The organism is Bellilinea caldifistulae (assembly GCF_001306055.1).
GTDB classification, from domain to species: Bacteria; Chloroflexota; Anaerolineae; order Anaerolineales; family Anaerolineaceae; genus Bellilinea; species Bellilinea caldifistulae.
Window position 1 is genome coordinate 280,792 of sequence record NZ_LGHJ01000011.1, and the last position, 16,225, is coordinate 297,016.

Annotated in this window: 13 protein-coding genes; 6 read left to right on the forward strand and 7 right to left on the reverse strand. The window is 55.2% G+C overall.

The window, feature by feature from the left end:
• Position 1: 1 nt before the first annotated feature.
• From holA to AC812_RS05875, 4 genes are all read right to left on the reverse strand, one after another.
• Positions 2 to 1,045, reverse strand: a complete 1,044-nt coding sequence (holA, locus tag AC812_RS05860; protein WP_061912889.1) for a DNA polymerase III subunit delta — start codon at positions 1,043 to 1,045, stop codon at positions 2 to 4.
• An 11-nt stretch (positions 1,046 to 1,056) separates the two neighbouring features.
• Positions 1,057 to 1,557 (reverse strand): DUF6391 domain-containing protein, encoded by a 501-nt coding sequence (locus tag AC812_RS05865; protein ID WP_061912890.1) that lies wholly within the window; start codon positions 1,555 to 1,557, stop codon positions 1,057 to 1,059.
• A gap of 64 nt (positions 1,558 to 1,621) precedes the next feature.
• Positions 1,622 to 2,416 carry a TdeIII family type II restriction endonuclease gene (locus AC812_RS05870; RefSeq protein ID WP_061912891.1) on the reverse strand — a complete coding sequence of 265 codons (795 nt, stop codon included), beginning with the start codon at positions 2,414 to 2,416 and terminating at the stop codon, positions 1,622 to 1,624.
• A 3-nt stretch (positions 2,417 to 2,419) separates the two neighbouring features.
• Positions 2,420 to 3,835: a DNA methyltransferase gene (locus tag AC812_RS05875; RefSeq protein ID WP_082148840.1), complete on the reverse strand. Its 1,416-nt coding sequence runs from the start codon at positions 3,833 to 3,835 to the stop codon at positions 2,420 to 2,422.
• A 160-nt stretch (positions 3,836 to 3,995) separates the two neighbouring features.
• On the opposite strand from AC812_RS05875, the gene AC812_RS05880 reads away from it, so the two are divergent.
• Positions 3,996 to 4,961: an endonuclease/exonuclease/phosphatase family protein gene (locus AC812_RS05880; RefSeq protein WP_061912892.1), complete on the forward strand. Its 966-nt coding sequence runs from the start codon at positions 3,996 to 3,998 to the stop codon at positions 4,959 to 4,961.
• A gap of 15 nt (positions 4,962 to 4,976) precedes the next feature.
• Here the strand turns inward: AC812_RS05880 and AC812_RS05885 are convergent, their stop codons facing one another.
• From AC812_RS05885 to AC812_RS05895, 3 genes are read right to left on the reverse strand one after another with little or no spacing between them, the layout of a single operon-like run.
• Entirely contained in the window at positions 4,977 to 5,642 is a 666-nt protein-coding gene (locus AC812_RS05885; RefSeq protein WP_061912893.1) for an HAD family hydrolase, read from the reverse strand.
• Positions 5,643 to 5,644: 2 nt separating this feature from the next.
• The gene (locus AC812_RS05890) at positions 5,645 to 7,087 is read right to left on the reverse strand and encodes a hypothetical protein (RefSeq protein WP_061912894.1); all 1,443 of its coding nucleotides are present in this window, start codon (positions 7,085 to 7,087) and stop codon (positions 5,645 to 5,647) included.
• An 8-nt stretch (positions 7,088 to 7,095) separates the two neighbouring features.
• Positions 7,096 to 8,376: a C39 family peptidase gene (locus tag AC812_RS05895; RefSeq protein ID WP_062158827.1), complete on the reverse strand. Its 1,281-nt coding sequence runs from the start codon at positions 8,374 to 8,376 to the stop codon at positions 7,096 to 7,098.
• A 145-nt stretch (positions 8,377 to 8,521) separates the two neighbouring features.
• Between AC812_RS05895 and AC812_RS05900 the strand changes: the two genes are divergently transcribed.
• From AC812_RS05900 to AC812_RS05920, 5 genes are all read left to right on the forward strand, one after another.
• Positions 8,522 to 9,289, forward strand: a complete 768-nt coding sequence (locus AC812_RS05900; RefSeq protein ID WP_061912906.1) for an SDR family NAD(P)-dependent oxidoreductase — start codon at positions 8,522 to 8,524, stop codon at positions 9,287 to 9,289.
• A 187-nt stretch (positions 9,290 to 9,476) separates the two neighbouring features.
• Positions 9,477 to 10,352 (forward strand): NAD(+)/NADH kinase, encoded by an 876-nt coding sequence (locus AC812_RS05905; protein WP_145962453.1) that lies wholly within the window; start codon positions 9,477 to 9,479, stop codon positions 10,350 to 10,352.
• Complete coding sequence (locus tag AC812_RS05910; protein ID WP_061912908.1) at positions 10,349 to 10,870, forward strand: B-box zinc finger protein; 522 nt, start codon at positions 10,349 to 10,351, stop codon at positions 10,868 to 10,870. The genes AC812_RS05905 and AC812_RS05910 overlap by 4 nt, the downstream gene beginning before the upstream one ends.
• A 13-nt stretch (positions 10,871 to 10,883) precedes the next feature.
• Positions 10,884 to 12,632: a DNA repair protein RecN gene (recN, locus tag AC812_RS05915; protein WP_061912909.1), complete on the forward strand. Its 1,749-nt coding sequence runs from the start codon at positions 10,884 to 10,886 to the stop codon at positions 12,630 to 12,632.
• A gap of 46 nt (positions 12,633 to 12,678) precedes the next feature.
• On the forward strand, positions 12,679 to 16,197 hold the full coding sequence (locus AC812_RS05920; protein ID WP_061912910.1) for an ATP-binding protein: 3,519 nt from the start codon (positions 12,679 to 12,681) through the stop codon (positions 16,195 to 16,197).
• Positions 16,198 to 16,225: the final 28 nt, after the last annotated feature.

Consider the following 16,225-nt stretch of genomic DNA (forward strand, 5'->3'; position numbering starts at 1 on the left):
TTTAAGGAACAGGTTGGGGTGTGGATAATTGAACGATGAGGGTTTGCAGGGCAGTCTCAAAATCCGCCTGACCTGATTTTATCATCTGGTCGGTGGTCAGGATCAGGCGGTAAGCGCCTTCCAGTTTTGTTAAGCTCAGCCGCTGAGCCTGCCGGATGATATTTTCGGCTGCGAAGGCGTGAATTTTCAGGCGTTTGGCAATTTCAGCGGGAGTCGAGATGCCCTGCTCCAGTGCCTCACGGGCAAGAATCAGCAGGCGGTACTGGCGGATGATCATCCCAAACAGGCGGACGGGGTCTTCTTCTTCCAGCAGAATTTTGAGATGGCGCAGGGCGGTGCGGCTTTCTCCCGTGGCGATGGCATCCACCATTTTGAACACATCCGCCTGACCGCCGGAGGCAGCCACTTCCTGCACATCGTCCACCTCCACGGCGCGCTTGAAGTCCACGTAGGTGAGTAGTTTGCGAATTTCCTGAACGGCGATGCCGGTATCGTTGCCGGTCAGAGCAGCCAGTTCAGCAGCGGCGCGGGGGGTGAACTGCCCACCTTCCTGTTTGGCGCGGCGCAGGATCCAATCGGTCATTTCGCTCTGGCGAGGCAGGCGCAGTTCGCGCACCCCCACGCGTTGACCGCCTTTTTTTGCCCATTCCAGCAGGGGTTTGCCGCGTTTTTTATCATCGAGAATTTCCCAGCCTTTACTGCCCTGATAGCGATCCGGCACAATCAGCACCACGCGGGTTGTGGGCGGCAAACCATCCAGCAGATGGATCAGCCGCTGGCAGGCTTCGGCGGTTTTAAAGCGCGCCAAAGGATGGTGGAGGATGACCAGCCGTTTTTCGGCCAGAAAGGGCAATGCGTAGATGGCTGACTGGATTTGTTCCTCGCTGGTATTGCGGTCTTCCAGGTCAAACCGGCTCATGTTCAGGTCCCCCACGGTGGAGTCGGCCAGCGCGGCAGATTCCAGCTGAGCGGCTGCATCGGCGATTGCCTGCGTGTCATCGCCGTACAAGAGGAGCACCTGTGCTTCAGGGCGGGCTGGCTGCATTTACGCCCCCCTCAGGAGCGGGTGTGAACGCGGTACAGCGGAATACCGCGCCGCTCAAAGCGGTCAACCCCCATCACATGCAGACCGTTCAGGCGGGCATCGGTGGTGGCTACCGCCTGCAGCCACGGCCCGAGCGGGCGGCTGAGAATCAGGCTGAGCGTGACCAGCACGGCCACCAGCGGCAGACGCTCCCAGCGGCTGCGGGCCGAATTGCCGCTGCCCAGCATGCCGAGGAAGGCCGCCAGAGCAGCGATCAGGCCACTGGCGGCAAAGTTGGTGCCGCAGTTGGGGTGGATGGCAAGGTGAGATTCGCCCTGGTTCAGGCGGGTTTCGGCTTGATAAATGGCTTCCTGCAAGTCGTCGAAATCCACTTTGCCGATGATCCAGAAACCGAGAGAATCGGAGTAACCGGCCAGACGCAGACGGGGATTCTTTTCGCCCAGAATTTGGAGGGTGGCATGTTCCAGGGCGTGATTGCGGCGAACGTTAGAGGGGAGGAATGGTATGGGCATGGGTTTCACCTGTAATGGTTTATTGTTATCGGAATTTAAAGAAGGTTATCATTATATCTCTCGGTCACTGAGCTGTGAAAGCCGAAAATCTTTGATCAATCTCAGGGCGCAATTCTATGCCAACTTTCTCAAAAATTTCCAGTAATGCTTCATAAGTTCCTTTTCCACCAAGAAAATCCCAAAATTCTTTTCCAACTTTTAATTCACGCTCCAGATCAAACATTCCTTGAAAAGTCCAACGATCATAAGGCTGAGGTTCATAGGGATTATATGGGATTCCAATCCCTGTAAAAATTTTAACATCACGATTTACTGATCCGCGAATGGCTACCCATTCTAATAATTTTCTTTTGAAGCCGATAATATCGTCCCTGTTTGGTTTGGCTGTTTTTAGATCAAAATAATATTCAGTGCCATCGTGTGATTCAAGGAATAAATCTATACGAGGGCGTCGGATTGTCTTGATCGTTCCAGTCTGGGCTACGTCAAGAATTTTTTTGATTTCTCTCGCTTTGTCAGGAGTTTCTCTTGCTGCCCGTAAATTGTCTATAATCTCTTGAATAACAACTTGGGCATTTTCGCTAACCGTATTATCAAATTCTCTGTACTGATTGACAACGCGTCTAAAATTTGGTGAAGCAACAATAGCCGCTACTTGTTCAAAAACTGAGGTTCCTAAGGTTGTATTGAGGGATTGTATAAAAGAAAATAAGGCCATTCGGTCCTTACCAAGCAGGCGGACGTGGAATGGCATTGATTGTGATTCTTGCGATTCTGACGAGTAATTACTCAACTTCCTTCTGATTTTTTGTTTGAGCAATTCTTCTATTTTGGTTTGTTGAGTAGCAGAAAACGTCATTTTTCAAGCCTTCATCATGAAAAAGATTGTTTCTTGATAGGGATCATCACCCTGCTCTGTGCGTTTTGTGACAGCACGGTGGAATTCATCTATAATTCGCAAACCGCTTCTTTTGGCGATTTCTGGGTAAAGATTAAACCGGTCATTGGCAACAACAAAAATTTTTGCATCTGATTTTAGGAGAGGTAATACATTCCGGAAAACAGCAGCAATTCCCTCTATGTATTCAAATTGTGCCTGTTTCGACTTGCCTTTTTTCTTCGGCCCGATTTCCTGTTCATCCTGACGAGGAAAACCGAAGAGTTCGTAAGCGTAAATATGTTGATCGTGATAATCAATTTGCCCCACATAGGGGGGGGAAGTAAAGATACCGTCAATTGGACGACCTGCAATCACTGTTGAGGCAAGTTCAGCCTTCAGGTCAACGGTTCTTGAGTCAGCTTGAATGATGTTAATACTCCTGTCTGAACGAATCTTATCAAATTCTGCTATACGGCGTGCGGTATCTCGACTGTAAGCATGGATCTTTGTGATGCAGTTGTCTATTGGATAACAAAACCGATTATGTTTCCTACACCAGTATTTTTCCCCGACAGGGAGCGGAACTTTGGGAGTAGCCAAATCGTAGTGAGGTACCAACCTGGATGAGCGAACCGCCCTGCTAAGTAGAACGCGTAACAAATCCTGATAATGATAATTTGGAATCAAGTCCCGATAATAAAGCATTTCAATTAAAGCCCGAGGAGCAAACCATGTTTTGAGATATTCACTTTTACAATTTGCCAATAACCGGTTCTTAATATCCTCTATCGTGTCTAAAGGAAAGAGTGACCATTTGTTAATCTCAGAGCGATTCAGTTCGGCTGAAAAATTTGCTACTTTCTTTTCGATGTCCAGGATTTCGTAACTTGCTTTTGTAATATCATACTTTGCTGCTTTAACACGAGCAATCAAGCAATTGAACGGGGAAATGTCTATACCAATTGTGTGCATTTTCATTTCATTGCCCTGGATCAATGTGGTCCCAGAGCCCATGAAAGGATCGAGAATAACATCATCCGGCTGAAAATAACGAGCCAGAAACCACTCTACAAGTTGTGGAATAAATTTACCCAAATAAGGATGAAGCCGATGAACATGTTTTGTTCTCTTATGCTCAGGAACATCATGAAAACCAAGTTCTGGGTGAAGCCCTGCATGGTGGTGCTTTTCAAGCCCTTGTTCTACAAGAGAGAGAAAAATCCTGATCTCTTTTAGAGAAACTCGTAGATGCCCATTGGTTGCACGCTCTATCGGTTGGCCCAATTCGTTGTATTTTCGGATGCGACCGCGTTGAATATAATCTCGAATATTGTGAGGTGTCTTACCAACCAACTGAGCTGCTTCGTCTATTGTGACGAGTTCAAGGTCTTCCGACATTTCCTGAATTCTCCGTCCAAAGTATTCTTGAAAGAATTTTCATTGTCTATGTTAGAAGATAATTTTCTTCACCCTCATTTATAACACGTTTGAAACGGCTTGCAGGTAAAATGATAGCAGAAAATGATGTTATCGGTTTTTTTGAGAGAGGCGGTGAGGGATGATTGTCAAAATCGGTACTTTTAACCTGAATAACCTGTTTTCTCGTTTCAACTTCAAGGGGCGTATTGAGGCCATTCTCGCTGGTGATACCGGCCTGAGTGTGACCTACACTTTTGACGATCCGCAGGATTACGCCATCCGCTCCTTCATGGGGCGACTGGTCAAGGGAAAGGATGAAGCCGCCACAACCCTGATCGCCCGCCGTATTCTGGAAATGGATGCGGATGTTCTGGCGGTGCAGGAAGTGGAAGACCTGCCGGCGTTGCAGCATTTCAACCGCGATTATCTGAGAAGTTTGTACCCCTATCAGGCTTTGGTGGAGGGCAACGACCCGCGCCTGATTGATGTGGGCGTTTTGAGCAAATTGCCCATCGGGGCGTTGACCTCGTGGCGGTTTGCCTCTCATCCCGACGAACCCGATTCGCCCATCTTTAGCCGCGACCTGCTCGAAGTGGAAATTCTCGACCCTAAACGGCGCAGGCGATTGTTTACCCTCTTCAACACCCATCTCAAAAGCCAGTATCTTGCTCCGAACGAAAATCCGATCACCGGTAAGCAGCGAGCTGACCTGACCCGCCGCCGTCAGGCGGAAGTGACCGAGCGGATTCTCATCGAGCGCACCCGCCCCAACGGTGCGTTTGCCCTGGTGGGGGATATGAATGACTCGCCCGAATCGGAGTGTCTGGCGCCGTTTGTGCAAAGCCGCGCCCTCGAACTGGTCAACGGGCTGAGTAACGCTCAGGAAACCCGCCCGCCGCGCCGCGATAACCCGTCGCCCGCCAGCCCGCTCTGGACTCACCGCTACAAAGCCAGCGGCCAGCCGGCCCGCTATGAGTTGTTCGATCAAATCTGGCTCAGCCAGAAACTGGCTCTGCGTCAGACGGCGGCGTGGATTGGCCGGCGGGAAAAACTGGGCGGGGATGGCAGCGACCACGACCCGGCCTGGGTGGTGCTGGATATTTGAGGAATGGGAAGCGGCTCACCCCCGCAGCAAGTCGCCCAGTTGAGCAGTTGTTTCCAGAATGAAATCAGCCCCCGCGCGGCGCAGTTCGTTCTCTTTACCGAAGCCGCATAACACCCCCACAGTTTGAGCGCCGGCGGTCTTGCCGGCGCGGATGTCCACCACCGTATCACCTACCATCAGGCAATCCGATGCGGCAACGCCCATCTGTTCAGCTGCCCATAAGACCGGGTGGGGAAACGGTTTGGTGTGAGTGCAGGTGTGGGCTGTGGCAATTGCCCGAAAATGCCCGCGCAGGCCGAATTGATCAAGGAAGGCCAGCGTCGCCTTTTCGCCGCGGGCGCTGACCACCGCCAGCGGGTAGTGTTCTTGCAGATCGGCCAGCAGCCTGTCAACTCCCTCGATGAGAGTGAAGCTCCCCCCTCTTTCGGCTTGATGGCGAAAGAGCCAGTCCACCAGCCGGGAGGCTTCATCATCCAGATGGAGGCGGTCGAGCATTCCATACACCCAGTTCGCCGGAGATTCCAGCCCCATGATCAACCAGCGGGCCAGGCGTGAGGCGCGCTGTCGTGCGAGGGGACGCAGCCAGCCCGCCAAATGCGCCGCCCAGCGGTCATCCGTGTCGCTGAGTGTGCCGTCCACATCGAAGCAAATTGCCCGAATTCGCGCCAAATCGAGGGGCATGTTTACCAACCAGCCGGTTTGAGCAGGGATAAATCGGCTTCGCGCGGGACGATCAGCCACAGGGTCTGGTTGCCGCGCTGCTGGAAGAAGACCACCCCATCGGCGGTTTCCTGCCACAACCAGCCGCGTTCCAGGTCTTGCTGGTCAGCTTCGCCCCAGCGCAGGCGGGCGTAAGCCGTAAAGGCTTGCCGAAATTCACCCGCATCCCGCTCGCTCTCCCATTCGGTAAGCAATCCCATCACCGGCTGATTGGCAGTTTCATCCCAAAAAACGGCGTAGGCATCCCCCTCCCAGCCGGCTGCCGCCTGACGGGCCAGTTCGTCGGCAATCCGCCAGTTTTCTTGAAGGCCGTGTGCCAGAATCAGGTAGGTGTACCATTCACCCATGACGCCGCGGTCAAGCTCTTCCACCGGGCGGTTAAGCAGGGTTTCCACTGGCGGCAGACTGACGGTAACCGGGCGGTCGTCCGGGTACTTTTCGGGGTGCAGAATCATCTCGGTGGAAACCGGCGGGTTGGCAAAGGCGGCGTCAATGGCCGGATAGCCGTTCTTCTGAAAGAGGGTCAGGACGAAGTCCACCCCTTCGCGGTAGGGAAAGGCAAAATCCTCACGCAGGAAAGAGGGGGCGGCGTCCAGCACTGGACTGGAATAACTGGCGTAAAAGGCTTCAATATCCCGCCGGTCTTGGGCCGTGCCGTGCTGGTAAAGCCAGTACTGTTCGGTCAGGCTGGCATCGCCTTCAATCAGCGCCTGCACGGCGGCGCAGTACTCGCTGTCTTCCTTGCAGTAATCGGGGTTGACTTTCAACCCTTCCCGCAGGTTGTAATGCTGATCTTGCAAGGCATGGGTAAATTCATGTGCATAGGTAGAACGTTCCATGCCACCGAACGTACCCCCCTGCACCACATACATCTCCTTGGTTTCGCTGTCGTAAAAACCGGCTACCTGTTCGCTGTACAGGTCAAGGTACAAAGAGTAGAGATCATAATCGCTGTTGAGCAAACCAAACACCGACAGTACCTGCGCATCTTGTCTGGCTTCTTCCGCCGAGTAATCTTTGAGGAAGTTTTCTTCTACGTGCTGACGCAGCTCTTCGGCGTTCATCAGGCGGCGCTGAACCGGTTGCAGCAATGCCAAACCCCGCAACGCGGCAACTTGCCGTTCAATCTCTTCCATCTGCCTCAAGATGGCTGCATCCTCCGCGGAAATCGGGCGGGTGGGCGAGGGTGAAGGGGCAACCTCGGTTGTGTCGGACGGCGTAGGGGTTGAAACGGGAGTAGCCAGCAGCGGGGAAACCGCTACGGTTGAAGCAAGGCTGAGCGGTGTGGGGGAGGGCCGGAGGGTGTTTTGCCACAGGACGCCGGCGGTGATGCACACCACCGTCAGACTGCCCAGACAGAACAACACCAGCAGGATCACAATGGAAGCAGGAATACGACTGTTCATAGGACACCTTAGTTTTGGTTGACAAAATTGAGCGCGTACTGGGCATCAAAGTAGCCGGGGCGGGCTTCCAGGGCTTTTTGAAAGCTTTCGATGGCCTTTTGGCGGTTACCCAGACGGTATTGCGCCCAGCCGTGCCACAACAGGGCTTCTTCGGAGTTGGGGGTGATTTTGAGGGCGTACTCGGTCAGCGCCAGCAGGTCGGCATCCCGTCCGGTGTTGAAGTAGGCAAAAAACGGCCCGAACTGATAGCGTAACATGCGCTGCGGCAGTCCGGCGGCGCGGGCGCGGTCGTAGGCCTGAGCCGCCTCGGCGTAGGATTCGAAATACACCAGATTGCTGCCCAGATTGAACCACGCAAAACCGTTATTCGGGTCTTGCTCGGTTTCGCGGCGGGCCGTTTCCAGGGCATTTTTGCGGTTTTGAGCAATGTCCCAGTCCTCGCCCAACAGGTTTTTGACCATTTCCTCCTGTTCGGGAAGGAAAGCAAAGAAGTACACGCGGTTGAAGGATTGCCAGTTCCTGTCCAGTTCGGCGTAGGGAATGCGCTTATTCGGGCCGTAAAACGAATCCTGGCCGGTAAACGTTTGCGTGGCATCGTCGTAGCCGCTAACCAGCAGGTAATGACCGGCCCAACGGTCATCGTTCGGCCAGTAGTATTCCTCGAAGTAGAAACTTTCCTCAATTACCACCGGCAAGCCGGCGGCGATGAAGCCTTTGAGCAGTTCTACCGTCCCGCCGACGCGGAATTCACTGCGCAGCCAGCCGGCGTAATTGCGGGTGTAGTAAAGCAGCTCTTCGATGTTCACGTTGCGGTCTTGAGGAATGGGTTTGATGACATCCGAGATAGTGAATTGGTCACCTTTCCAGCCAAAAAAGTTGAGGAACATGGAGAGAGTGGCCGGGCCGCAGTTGTTGATATCCTGCTTCTCCCAAGGCGGGGCGGGCAGCTGCACCTGTGCCGGAATGGGGGTGGGGGTCGGGCTGGGGGTAGGAGAAAGCAGCGGCGTGGGGGTGGCGGTTGCCGGTGTTGCCGCCGGGGCAGTCGGGCTGGGGGTCAAGGTAGATTGCTCCAGCGCACCGGCCTGGACGGGCAGCGCCGTGGGCATGGCCTGTATCGGCTGAAAGATACCTCGAAGGTAGGTGCGGGCAATTTCCACCCGCCAGGCAATGCGGGAGTGAAACGGCGAAAGCGGGCTGACCAGCCAGCCAATCAGCAGTAGAGCGCCTGCAATTACCAGCCAGAAAGGCAGCCTGGAGCGTTTTTGATAGGGGATTTTTCGATAACGCATGCACTTGATTTTACCAGTTTTATTACCCCATCCAATGAAACGAAAAGTTTGTACAAATTGGATGGAGTTTTGATTTTTCTGGCATATTTTTATAAAATTAACATATCTAGACAAATTTTATCCAATTTTATTCAAGGAGGGTAATATGGGCAGGCTGGATGGAAAGGTGGCGATTATCACCGGTGGTTCGGGCGGCATTGGGGCAGCGGCAGCCCGGCTGTTTGTCGCCGAAGGCAGCAAAGTGCTTCTGGCGGATATTAACGAGAGTGTGCTAAAGGATCTGACGGGTGAACTTGGCAGCGAAAATGCCGATTACATCGTTGCCGATGTAACTTCACCGGAAGACAATCAGGCAATGGTCAAAAAAGCCGTTGAGCGGTTTGGCAAAGTCAATGTCTTCCTTGCCAATGCCGGTATTGAAGGGACGGTCAAACCGTTGCACGAATACCCGCTGGAAACTTTTGACCGGGTTCTGGCCATCAACGTACGGGGTGTGTTCCTCGGCTTGCAGAGTGTCATTCCGGCTATGTTGCAGGCGGGCGGCGGTAGTATCGTCATCACCTCATCGGTTGCCGGCGTGGTCGGTTCGCCCGGCTTTTCGGCTTATGTGACCAGCAAACATGCCGTGATTGGCATGATGCGCAGCGCCGCACTGGAATACGGCAGCATGGGCATCCGCGTCAATACCATCAACCCGGGTCCCATTGAAACCCGCATGATGCGCTCAATTGAAGAAATGGCAGCCCCCGGCGCCGGTCAGCAGGTCAAAGCCGGTTTTGAGGCTCAGGTTCCACTCAAACGCTACGGCTTACCGGATGAGGTCGCCCGATTGATGTTGTTCCTTGCTTCGGATGAAAGCAGTTACACCAACGGCAGCGTTTATGTGATTGACGGCGGTTTTACCGCAGCCTGATCACCTCAGCCAACCATCATCGGGCCATTTCAAAAGAGCGCCGGAGGGAAGTCCCCTCCGGCATTTTATTGTCAGGTCACGGGTGGGGATAATTCTGCGGGCTCGATTTTTCCACCTCAAAAAAAATGCCGTTGCGGGGTTTGACGGGCGGGTGGGATTTCTTTTTCCAAGAGGGTATAATAATCTCATGGAAAACGGACAGCCCGTTCCGCAGCGAATTGCCATCGGTTATCACCCGTCTCTGGCGGATGCCCCGCTGGAAGCCGAGCAGATCACCCGCTTTTTGCAGGGCCGCGGGGTCGCACAGGTGATTCACGCCCCCATGTCGGATAAGGCTTTTCGCCAGCAGGTGAAAGCCGGCCAGTTTGACCTGCTCATTGCGCTGGGCGGGGACGGCACCATGCTGCGCGCCGGTCATTTGTGCGCGCCGCTCGGCATTCCGGTGCTGGGAATCAATTTAGGACGCTTCGGCTTTCTGATGGAAGTTCAGCGCGACGAGTGGCGAGAGATGCTGCCGCGCCTGCTGGATGGGCGCTACCGGCTGGAAAACCGCATGATGCTGCGCGCCGAGCACCGGCGCGGCGATCAATCCCTGGGCTGCTGGAGCGTCTTGAACGAGGTGGTCGTCTGTCGCGGCCAGTATGTCCGCCCGGTGCGCCTGAAAGCCAGCGTGGATGGGTACACGCTGGCAACCTATATTGCCGACGGGCTGATTGTGGCAACCCCTACCGGTTCAACCGCCTATGCGCTGGCTGTCGGCGGCCCAATTTTACCCCCGGATTTACGCAACATCTTAATCGTCGCCGTTGCGCCGCATCTCTCGCTTGACCGCGCAATTATCCTCTCAGAAGGCTCGGTGGTCACGGTAACCGTCAATACCAATCACGAGGCGGTTTTGAGCGTGGACGGCCAGGCTCCCATCACCATGCTGGACGGCGATTCGGTACGGGTAGATGCCCTGCCCGAAATGGCGCGCTTTGTTCGTTTTCAGGACTATGGTTATTTCTACCGCAACCTGACGGCCTACATGGAACAAAACCCCGCCGCTGAGGATTCATCATGATCGAAGATGCCCAACCCAAAATGTATTGCGTCAATCATCCTAACCGCGAGACCTTGCTGCGCTGCAACCGCTGTGAACGGCCAATCTGCACCGAATGTGCCGTGCTGACCGAAACCGGCTACCGCTGCCGCGACTGCCTGCGCGGCCAGCAAAAGAAATTCGAAACCGCCCAGTGGCTGGATTATCCCCTTGCGCTGGCGGTTGCCGGTTTGCTGGGTTTTTTGGGTAGTTTGTTGACGTCTTTTCTGGGATTTTTTACAATTTTTCTGGCGCCGATTGCCGGTGTGATCATTGCCGAGGCAGTGCGCAGTGTGACCCGCAAGCGCCGCTCCCGACTGTTGTACAACACCGCCACGCTGGCTGCCGGTGCCGGTGGCGCCATTCTGCCGCTGATCAATGTGCTGGGTATTGTGATGGGACTGGGCATGTTGAATCTTTTTGGGCTGATCTGGCAGGTGTTGTACGTAGTACTGGTGACCAGCACGGTCTTTTACCGACTGACCGGCATTCGAGTTTAATGAACGCAACCTTATGCTGAGTGAAATCCGCATCCAGAATTTTGCCATCATCCAATCTCTGGAGTTGACCCTGCAGGCTGGTTTAACCACCTTTACCGGAGAAACCGGCGCGGGGAAGTCCATTATTCTGGATGCGATCACAGCGGTGCTGGGCGGGCGTGCCGAACCGGCCTTCATCCGCGCCGGCGCTGAGCGTGCCAGCGTAGAAGCGCTATTTCTCATTCCGTCATCCAACCGCCAGGCCATCCTGGATTTGCTCAGGCGCGAGGATTTGCTGGAGGACGAAGAGACCATCCTGATCAGCCGTGAAATCCGTCAAAACGGGCGCAGCACGGCGCGCATCAACGGTCATAGCGTTTCGATCAGCCTGCTGCGCGAACTGGGCAGTTATCTGGTGGATATTCACGGGCAGTCCGAGCATCTTTCGTTGCTGAATGTCCGCCAGCATTTGAATTTGCTGGACCGCTTTGCCGGTTCGCAGGAGACCCTGACGGCTTATCAGCAGATTTACCGCGAACTGCGCCGCACGCAGAAGGATCTGGAAAACCTGCGCCAGAGCGAGCAGGATGCCGCCCGGCGCACTGATTTGCTCGAATATCAGGCGCGTGAAATCGAGGAAGCCCGCCTGCAACCGGGCGAAGAAGAAACCCTGCGGCAAGAGCGCAACCGCCTGGCAAATGCCGAAAATCTCTCCTCGCTGGCCCAGGAAGCGCTGAGCCTGCTGGACGAAGGTCTCCCCGACACCCCCGCTTTGACCGATTTGCTCGGTCAGGTGATTACGGCGCTGGAAGGGCTGGCGCGCATTGACCCGGATCAAAACCGGCTGGCGGAACAGGCCCTCGCGGTCAACGATACGCTGGCCGAAATCAGCCGTGAATTGCGCCGCTACCTGGATACGATTGAATTCAACCCGCGCCGGCTGGAGCAGGTAGAAGAACGACTCGACTTGATTCATCGCCTCAAGCGTAAGTACGGCGGCAGCATCGAGGCGGTGCTGGAATTTGCCCGCTCGGCGCGGCAGGAGCTGGAAACGATCGCCCATGCCACCGAACGGATTGCCGAACTGGAAGAGAAAGAAAAAGCCCTGCGACAGCAACTGGCCGAACTGGCTGCTCGCCTTTCGCACATTCGGCAGAGCGCCGCGGCTCAACTGGCCGGGGCGGTTGAGGCGGAACTGGCGGACTTAAGCATGGCCGGCGCACGCTTCAGCGTGGATTTGCACAACCAGCCAGACCCTCAGGGATTGAGCCTGAACGGCGGGGACGATCGGCTGGCTTTCGACGAAAGCGGTGTGGATCGGGTGGAATTTTTGATTGCGCCCAATCCCGGTGAGGGTTTGAAACCACTGGTCAAAATTGCCTCGGGCGGCGAAACCTCGCGCCTGATGCTCGCCCTCAAACGGGTGCTGACCCAGGCCGATGCAATCCCTACCCTGATTTTTGATGAAATTGATCAAGGGATTGGCGGGCGGGTCGGTGCGGTGGTGGGTGAAAAATTGTGGCTGTTGGCACGCCAGCATCAGGTCTTGTGCGTAACCCATTTGCCGCAGCTGGCCGCCTTTGGTGATCAACATTTTTCAGTGCGTAAGGAGGTGGAAGGCGGGCGTACGTCCACACGGGTTGAATTACTGGAGGGAGAAGCCCGTTTGATTGAACTGGCCCAAATGCTGGGCGCAGTCACTCAGGTCAACCTCAACGCCGCCCGTGAGACACTCCAGATGGCGCAAGCGCGGGCGTTACAACTGGCAGGCAGACTGGTATGAGTGACGACGATACCGGTTGTTTGACGGAGTGGAGGTAAAACGGGTTATGGAAGAAGACGCTCGCCAACTGCGTGTTCTTCTGCTGGGCTCTCCACGAGTTTTTTACGACGAGCAGGAAATCCACATCAAGCGCCGCTTGCTGCGCGCTTTATTTTTCTATCTGGCAAGCCAGCCCGACCCGGTGGGGCGCAGTGTCCTCATGGATTTGTTCTGGCCGGAGGAAAGCGAGGATGACGCCCGCCGCCACATTCGCGAAGCGCTCAGTAAATTGCGATCCGAACTGCCCGACCCTGCTCTGATTGTAGCCACCCAGGATCATGTACGGCTGGATACCGATCGGGTTTATGTGGATTTGCTCGAATATCAGGCCTTGCTGGAACAGGTGCGCCCTTACCTGCAGCGCGGAATGCACACCCCCCTGCCGGAAGCGATTTACCAGCAAATGGTCAAGGCGGTCAATTTATGGCGCGGCAAGGAATTCCTCGCCGGAGCGAATCTGCCTTCCACCGACGGACTGGATCACTGGTTGAGTTTTACCAGCCAGTCTCTGTCATTTAGTTACCAGAATTTGCTGGAAACATTGAGCGAACATTGTGCCGTCAGCGGTGATCTGGAAAACGCCGTTCACTGGATTCGCAAAGCCATTCACCTGGATGAAGAAAACCCCGATCTGTATTATCAATTGATCCAGTGGCTGCACGATCTTGGGCGGCGCAGCGAAGCCCTGAGCGAATGTGACCGCATCCGGCAAATTTATGAAGAGATGGGCGAAAACCTGCCTACCATCCTGAGCAATCTCTGTCAGCACGTTCGGGAGGGGTCAGATGTCCAGCCGTTCCCGACGGTCAACCCGTGGCATAACATGCTTACCCTGCAACTGCCGTTTGTCGGGCGGAAAAAGCTGCTGGCAGATCTGAAACTGGCACTCCAGCGCGGTGGTGTAGAAGTTATTTGGGGTGAGGGCGGTGCCGGAAAGTCGCGGCTGGTGTTCGAATTCTATCAATCGCTGCAGCCGGCGCCGCGCTTGCTGCTGGCCGCGGGGTTCTCGCATCTGGCCGAATTGCCCTACCAGCCTTTGATTGATTTGCTGCGTCATTCGGTTACGGTCGAGGAGTGGCAGCAATTGGATGCCGTTTGGGCCGGTTATTTGTCCACCCTGCTGCCGGAGTTGCCTTCTCTGCGTCCGGATGTCTTTCCGCCCATTGAAATTTCGCTCAGCCACCAGCACCAGCAGATTGCCGAAGCATTTTTACAACTGTTCCGCATTCTTTCCCGCCGCCAGCGGCTATTGCTGTTTGTAGATGATGCCCAGTGGTGTGATGAACACACCTTCCATGTGCTGGCGTACCTGCTCGACCACCGCCTGTTTTCTCAGCGGGGGTTGCTGATTGTGGCAGCCCGCCCTGAAGAACCCAACCCGGCATTGGAGCGGTTTCTCAGCCAGTCGCAAATCCCGTGGATGGTTCACCAAACCACGCTGGAACTGCTCAACCGCGATGAAGTCGGTGAGCTGATCCGCCTGGCGTTGGGCAAATCCGCTCCCCCGGAATTTATCGAACGCCTTGGACTGGAAACGGGTGGAAATCCCCTGTTTGTGCTGGAAACTTTACGGGCGGTGCTGGATTTCAATCTGGATGTCAATCAGCTCAAGGTCGTTCCTCATCTGCCGCTGGCCAGCAGCATCCATGCCCTGGCGCGCGAACGGTTGCGTTTGTTGGAGCCGCAGACCCGCCAGACGCTGGTTACCGCCGCAGTGATCGGCCATACCTTTCCGCTGCGGGTGCTTCAAGCGGCGGCTCAGCTGGACATCGAGGAGTGCGTGCGGGTTATCGAAGAACTCGAACGGACGCACTTAATCCGTCCGGTCTATTCCAACGACCATACCCGCCAGTACGCCTTCATCCACGACAAGATTCGCGAAGTACTGCTGTTTGAACTCAGCCCGGCGCGGCAGCAATTGCTCAATTTACGGGTAGCCGAGGCCTATATTTCCCTGGAAGAGAGCCCCGCTTTTGCCGAGAGAATTGCCACGCACCTTGAACTGGCCGGTGAAAACCTGCGCGCATTTCAGTACTGGCTTTTGGCAGCCGAACAAGCCATTGCCCACCACCAGACCCATGCCGTCGAAATAGCCTTCCAGCGGGCGGAGAAGATGCTCCCGCGCATCGAAACTGAATTGACCGAAGAGCATCTGTACCGTCTATATGTGCAATGGGGAGATTTTTGCTGCCAGCAAAATCGTTTAGAGCAGGCCGAACAAAGCTACGCGGCACTCTTGCGCTTTGGCGAGCTGCGCTACTCCCCCTTGTTGATTGGCAGCGCTTACAGCGGGCTGGCGCGTGTGGCCGGTTTGCGCCAGCAGGCGCGCCTTGCGCTCGCTCAACTGGAACATGCCATTCCCTTTTTACGGCAGTCCGGCAGTCAGTCCGAAATGATCGAGGCCGGTAGTCGGCGGGCGGATTTCCTTGCCCAATTGCTGCGGCATCAGGACGCGATTTACTCGCTGGAGAATGTGCTGGAAATGGCCGGATCCGGACAGGACCAGCGCACCAGCCGGGCAGTGGCCGAGGCTCAGGCAAAACTGGCTTACAATTACATCTTGCTGGCAAAACCGGAGCGAGCCCGGGCAGCAGCGCAACGAGCGCTGGAAAGCAGCCTCTCGGTGGCCGGGCTGGTCTTCCGTATTGATGCTTTGGTGTGGCTGGCGATGAGCGAATATCTGCTGGCGGAATTTGGGCCGGCTTTGCAGCATTGCGAAGAAGCCATCGAGATGGCGCAGGCAATCGGTGATGATTTTCGTCTGGCTTATATCTTGACAATCCGCGGGAACATCCATTTGTACCGCGGACTGCTGAAAAACGCCTGGCAGGATAGTCAGCAGGTCATTGGGATGGTGGAAGGCGGGAAAAGCGACGACATCCTCGCCCGGGCAATCTGCATTCAGGGTGATTTGATGACCTTTTTGCGGGATTACGAGATGGCAGTGGAGTATTACCGGCGTGGTCTGGAAATCAGCCGCAACCCAATCAGCGCCATGGAATGTCTGTTTCGTCTGGGCACTGCGCTGGTTCTCAACGGCCAACCCGAAAACGGCTTTCCTTTCCTGCGCAAATCCATCGAGTTGAGTAACGAATCCGGGCTGGAGATCATCCGCCTGCCGGCCCAAATGGGAGAGGTGTTGAGCCGATCGCTGGACGCAAATAGCGGGATTGACCTGCATCTGGTGAATGGCCTGAGGAACGAAGTTGAGCAACACGGGTTGACCGCGCTTGGCCTGATTTATTACTGGATCGCCGCTCAACTGGCACGGGAGGGGGATACGGCTCAGTCCATTGAGCACGCCCGCCAGTTGATCCACCGCGGGCGCGAATTGGGGCTCATCTGGGCGGAGATTGCCGGACTGGAGTTGATTTTGGGATTGCCCATCTCACCGGAAGAGCGACGGCAACGTTCGCGCGAATTGCGCGGCCTGCTTGGCTTTCTGGACGATCAAACGCGGCTGCTGGGGCTTTCTGAGCGCTATATTCGACTACGCGAAAGACTGGAATCACGGATTATTTTGTAATTTTTTACTCACACTTTGTCCACATTGC